1 protein-coding gene, 2 tRNA genes and 3 rRNA genes are annotated in these 5,903 nt (G+C 50.4%); 1 reads left to right on the top strand and 5 read right to left on the bottom strand.

Annotation, left to right across the window (positions count from 1 at the left end):
* Positions 1–106: 106 nt before the first annotated feature.
* The 5 genes from rrf to IQ236_RS27185 form a co-directional block, all read right to left on the bottom strand.
* A 5S ribosomal RNA gene (rrf, locus tag IQ236_RS27165) occupies positions 107–219 on the bottom strand.
* A 128-nt stretch (positions 220–347) separates the two neighbouring features.
* Positions 348–3,221, bottom strand: a 23S ribosomal RNA gene (locus IQ236_RS27170).
* A 323-nt stretch (positions 3,222–3,544) separates the two neighbouring features.
* Positions 3,545–3,620 (bottom strand) — tRNA-Ala (locus tag IQ236_RS27175).
* Positions 3,621–3,649: 29 nt separating this feature from the next.
* Positions 3,650–3,726, bottom strand: a tRNA-Ile gene (locus IQ236_RS27180).
* Between the two features lie 79 nt (positions 3,727–3,805).
* Positions 3,806–5,340: ribosomal RNA gene (locus IQ236_RS27185) — 16S ribosomal RNA — on the bottom strand.
* Together the 16S, 23S and 5S rRNA genes with 2 tRNA genes alongside form the textbook arrangement of a ribosomal RNA operon.
* A 294-nt stretch (positions 5,341–5,634) precedes the next feature.
* Between IQ236_RS27185 and IQ236_RS27945 the strand changes: the two genes are divergently transcribed.
* Positions 5,635–5,903 (top strand): hypothetical protein (locus IQ236_RS27945; protein WP_228041890.1); only part of this gene is annotated, 269 nt, incomplete at its 3' end.

The following is a 5,903-nucleotide window of genomic DNA, read 5'->3' on the forward strand; positions in this document are numbered from 1 at the left end:
GCCATTCAAGCCGAGCCTTGGTTTTATTGGTTCGATCTTTGTTTCTTCGCGTGCGCAAAGCAAAAAACCCCAGTCATTGCTGACTGGGGTTTTCTGGGCTGTAAGAGCCTGACGATGACCTACTTTCACACGGGAACCCGCACTATCATCGGCGCTGACGCGTTTCACTGTCCTGTTCGGGATGGGAAGGAGTGGTACCACGTCGCTATGGTCATCAGGCATAAAGGGTTGCTGTGCTGATCACACGATCAACACAACGAATTCATAGAGTTTGGAATCAGCTTTTGGCGAATTATTTTGAATGCGTCAACTTGGCATAACACCTTGATCGGATCGATCAAAGTTATAGGGTCAAGCCGCACGAGCAATTAGTATCAGTTAGCTTAACGCATTACTGCGCTTCCACACCTGACCTATCAACGTCCTGGTCTTGAACGACTCTTTAGGGGGCTCAAGGCCCCGGCAGATCTCATCTTGAAACGAGTTTCCCGCTTAGATGCTTTCAGCGGTTATCTCTTCCACACTTAGCTACTCGGCAATGCCACTGGCGTGACAACCGATACACCAGAGGTGTGTCCACTCCGGTCCTCTCGTACTAGGAGCAGGCTTCCTCAAATCTGCAGCGCCCACGGAAGATAGGGACCAAACTGTCTCACGACGTTTTAAACCCAGCTCACGTACCTCTTTAAATGGCGAACAGCCATACCCTTGGGACCGGCTACAGCCCCAGGATGAGATGAGCCGACATCGAGGTGCCAAACACCGCCGTCGATATGAACTCTTGGGCGGTATCAGCCTGTTATCCCCAGAGTACCTTTTATCCGTTGAGCGATGGCCCTTCCATACAGAACCACCGGATCACTATGTCCTGCTTTCGCATCTGCTCGACTTGTCAGTCTCGCAGTTAAGCACGCTTATGCCATTGCACTATCGTCACGATGTCCGACCGTAACTAGCGTACCTTCGAACTCCTCCGTTACGCTTTGGGAGGAGACCGCCCCAGTCAAACTGCCTACCATGCACTGTCCCCGATCCAGATAATGGACCTAGGTTAGAACCTCAAACACACCAGGGTGGTATTTCAACGTTGGCTCCACAAGATCTAGCGACCCTGCTTCAAAGCCTCCCACCTATCCTACACAGATCTGTTCAAAGTCCAATACAAAGCTACAGTAAAGGTTCATGGGGTCTTTCCGTCTTTCCGCGGGGAGATTGCATCATCACAAACATTTCAACTTCGCTGAGTCTCAGGAGGAGACAGTGTGGCCATCGTTACGCCATTCGTGCAGGTCGGAACTTACCCGACAAGGAATTTCGCTACCTTAGGACCGTTATAGTTACGGCCGCCGTTTACTGGGACTTCAATCAAGAGCTTGCACCCCATCATTTAATCTTCCAGCACCGGGCAGGCGTCACACCCTATACGTCCACTTTCGTGTTTGCAGAGTGCTGTGTTTTTAATAAACAGTCGCAGCCACCGATTTTTTGCAACCCATTCATGCTTCGTTGTTCACTACACACTAATAGGGCACACCTTCTTCCGAAGTTACGGTGTCAATTTGCCGAGTTCCTTCTCCTGAGTTCTCTCAAGCGCCTTAGAATACTCATCTCGCGCACCAGTGTCGGTTTGCGGTACGGTCGTATATAGCTGAAGCTTAGTGGCTTTTCCTGGAACCTCGTTCAGTCACTTCACGGACAAGTCCGCTCGATCGTTGGCCTCGGTATATGTGCACCGGATTTGCCTAGTGCACGCCTACATCCAACTAAACCAGAATAATCCAATAACTGGATGACCTATTAAGATCCGTCCCCACATCGCACTATATATCGGTACAGGAATATTGACCTGTTTCCCATCAGCTACGCATCTCTGCCTCGCCTTAGGGGCCGACTCACTCTACGCCGATGAACGTTGCGTAGAAAACCTTGCGCTTACGGCGAGGGGGCTTTTCACCCCCTTTAACGCTACTCATGTCAGCATTCGCACTTCTGATACCTCCAGCACGCTTTACAACGCACCTTCACAGGCTTACAGAACGCTCTCCTACCACTTGCAATAAATTGCAAATCCGCAGCTTCGGTAACTGGCTTAGCCCCGTTACATCTTCCGCGCAGGACGACTCGATCAGTGAGCTATTACGCTTTCTTTAAATGATGGCTGCTTCTAAGCCAACATCCTGACTGTTTTAGCCTTCCCACTTCGTTTCCCACTTAGCCAATTTTAGGGACCTTAGCTGGCGGTCTGGGTTGTTTCCCTCTTGAGTCCGGACGTTAGCACCCGGTGCTCTGTCTCCCAAGCTGTACTCATCGGTATTCGGAGTTTGCCTTGGTTTGGTAAGTCGCCATGACCCCCTAGCCAAAACAGTGCTCTACCCCCGATGGTAATACTTGAGGCACTACCTAAATAGTTTTCGGAGAGAACCAGCTATTTCCAAGTTTGTTTAGCCTTTCACCCCTATCCACAGCTCATCCGCTAGTTTTGCAACACTAGTCGGTTCGGACCTCCAGTACCTGTTACGGCACCTTCATCCTGGCCATGGATAGATCACTTGGTTTCGGGTCTACACCCAGCGACTGATCGCCCTATTCGGACTCGATTTCTCTACGGCTTCCCTATTCGGTTAACCTTGCCACTGAATGTAAGTCGCTGACCCATTATACAAAAGGTACGCAGTCACCCCTTACAGGGCTCCTACTTTTTGTAAGCACGCGGTTTCAGGATCTATTTCACTCCCCTCCCGGGGTTCTTTTCGCCTTTCCCTCACGGTACTAGTTCACTATCGGTCAATGATGAGTATTTAGCCTTGGAGGATGGTCCCCCCATATTCAGACAGGATTTCTCGTGTCCCGCCCTACTTGTCGTTAGCTCAGTACCACACAGGTCATTTCACGTACGGGGCTATCACCCGCTATGGCCAGCCTTTCCAAGCTGTTCCGTTATGTCTTGTGCTATCACTAACAGGCTTCTCCGATTTCGCTCGCCACTACTTTCGGAATCTCGGTTGATGTCTTTTCCTCGAGCTACTGAGATGTTTCAGTTCACCCGGTTCGCCTCGCATGACTATGTATTCATCATGCGATACCTTTCGGTGGGTTTCCCCATTCGGAAATCTCCGGATCAAAGCTAATTTGCCAGCTCCCCGAAGCTTATCGCAGGCTATCACGTCCTTCGTCGCCTATCATTGCCAAGGCATCCACCACGTGCTCTTATTCACTTGACCCTATAACTTTGAGCTCTCCTTGCGGAGATCCAAAATCGTTTCAAGGAATTGCCAGGTCTTTCACCTGACGCGTTATGCCGTTACATTCAAAATTCGATTTGACTCGAAATTGAAGTTTCTTTTGACGCAATCAAAAATTCTATGTTGCTGATGGCACGGTCCGCACTAAACCTTTACGAATGTGCAGTTTCCATCAGCAACGCTGATTCGACTCTATGAATTTTTAAAGAACAGCCGATTGATCAAGAGATCCTGATCAACAACAAAGAAGCCTCATGCCTTCGCAGGAAGCTGCTTTGGTGTTGAATTAAGTATCGATTTATTGGTGGAGGATGACGGGATCGAACCGACGACCCCCTGCTTGCAAAGCAGGTGCTCTCCCAGCTGAGCTAATCCCCCAAAACTCTCACACGAGAAATCAGAAGATTTGGTGGGTCTAGTTGGGCTCGAACCAACGACCCCCGCCTTATCAAGACGGTGCTCTAACCAGCTGAGCTACAGACCCAATCGAGAATCAATGAAGATTTCGACTTCTTCCAACAACCGATAAGTGTGGGCGTTTAAATTAAATTGCTTGTTTCCAGAAAGGAGGTGATCCAGCCGCACCTTCCGATACGGCTACCTTGTTACGACTTCACCCCAGTCACGAACCCTGCCGTGGTAATCGCCCTCCTTGCGGTTAAGCTAACTACTTCTGGCAGAACCCGCTCCCATGGTGTGACGGGCGGTGTGTACAAGACCCGGGAACGTATTCACCGTGACATTCTGATCCACGATTACTAGCGATTCCGACTTCACGCAGTCGAGTTGCAGACTGCGATCCGGACTACGACTGGTTTTATGGGATTAGCTCCCCCTCGCGGGTTGGCAACCCTTTGTACCAGCCATTGTATGACGTGTGTAGCCCCACCTATAAGGGCCATGAGGACTTGACGTCATCCCCACCTTCCTCCGGTTTGTCACCGGCAGTCTCATTAGAGTGCCCAACTGAATGTAGCAACTAATGACAAGGGTTGCGCTCGTTGCGGGACTTAACCCAACATCTCACGACACGAGCTGACGACAGCCATGCAGCACCTGTGTTACGGCTCTCTTTCGAGCACTAAGCCATCTCTGGCGAATTCCGTACATGTCAAAGGTGGGTAAGGTTTTTCGCGTTGCATCGAATTAAACCACATCATCCACCGCTTGTGCGGGTCCCCGTCAATTCCTTTGAGTTTCAACCTTGCGGCCGTACTCCCCAGGCGGTCAACTTCACGCGTTAGCTTCGTTACTGAGTCAGTGAAGACCCAACAACCAGTTGACATCGTTTAGGGCGTGGACTACCAGGGTATCTAATCCTGTTTGCTCCCCACGCTTTCGTGCATGAGCGTCAGTACAGGTCCAGGGGATTGCCTTCGCCATCGGTGTTCCTCCGCATATCTACGCATTTCACTGCTACACGCGGAATTCCATCCCCCTCTACCGTACTCTAGCTATGCAGTCACAGATGCAGTTCCCAGGTTGAGCCCGGGGATTTCACAACTGTCTTACATAACCGCCTGCGCACGCTTTACGCCCAGTAATTCCGATTAACGCTTGCACCCTACGTATTACCGCGGCTGCTGGCACGTAGTTAGCCGGTGCTTATTCTTACGGTACCGTCATTAGCCCTCTTTATTAGAAAAGGCCGTTTCGTTCCGTACAAAAGCAGTTTACAACCCGAAGGCCTTCATCCTGCACGCGGCATGGCTGGATCAGGCTTTCGCCCATTGTCCAAAATTCCCCACTGCTGCCTCCCGTAGGAGTCTGGGCCGTGTCTCAGTCCCAGTGTGGCTGGTCGTCCTCTCAGACCAGCTACAGATCGAAGGCTTGGTGAGCCTTTACCTCACCAACTACCTAATCTGCCATCGGCCGCTCCATTCGCGCAAGGTCTTGCGATCCCCTGCTTTCATCCGTAGATCGTATGCGGTATTAGCACAGCTTTCGCTGCGTTATCCCCCACGATTGGGCACGTTCCGATGTATTACTCACCCGTTCGCCACTCGCCACCAGGATTGCTCCCGTGCTGCCGTTCGACTTGCATGTGTAAGGCATGCCGCCAGCGTTCAATCTGAGCCAGGATCAAACTCTATAGTTCGATCTTGATTTTTTCGCTCTTTCGAGCAACTCACAAAAACGGAATTGAAGTGAACTTCACTTCTATTCTCATGAGCGTTTTAAGTCTTGCGACTTGTTCCGAAGAACTTACGCAATTACCTTCAAACGCCCACGCTTATCGGCTGTAAATTTTTAACGATCACCGAAGCAACTTCTCGTTTACTTCGTCTTGCTTGCTGCGATCAGCGAAGCCTTGTAGTCTAGCACGATTTTTTAAGTATCGTCAAACTTTTTTGCTTTCAACACCTTCTTTTTTAGCACCCCGCAATCTTCATTGCGAGACGCTGAAGCTGTTTCAGCGGAGCCTGCTAGTCTAACACGACTTTTAAAGTCTCATCAAACTATTTTCGCCTTCTTCAACTTTTTCCAGCACCTTGCAACTTCCATCGCAAGACGCCGAAGCCGCTTCAGCGAAGCCTTCGATTATGCACTGCTTTTTCAAGCACCGTCAACTTTCGAGGACTTTTTTCTCAACCCGCCAGCAGATCAATCCCCAGAGACCTCACCACCTGCACATCGCATCGCTGCAATATCTGTCGAGCC

This window comes from Planktothrix mougeotii LEGE 06226 (genome assembly GCF_015207485.1).
Classification (GTDB): domain Bacteria; phylum Cyanobacteriota; class Cyanobacteriia; order Cyanobacteriales; family Microcoleaceae; genus Planktothrix.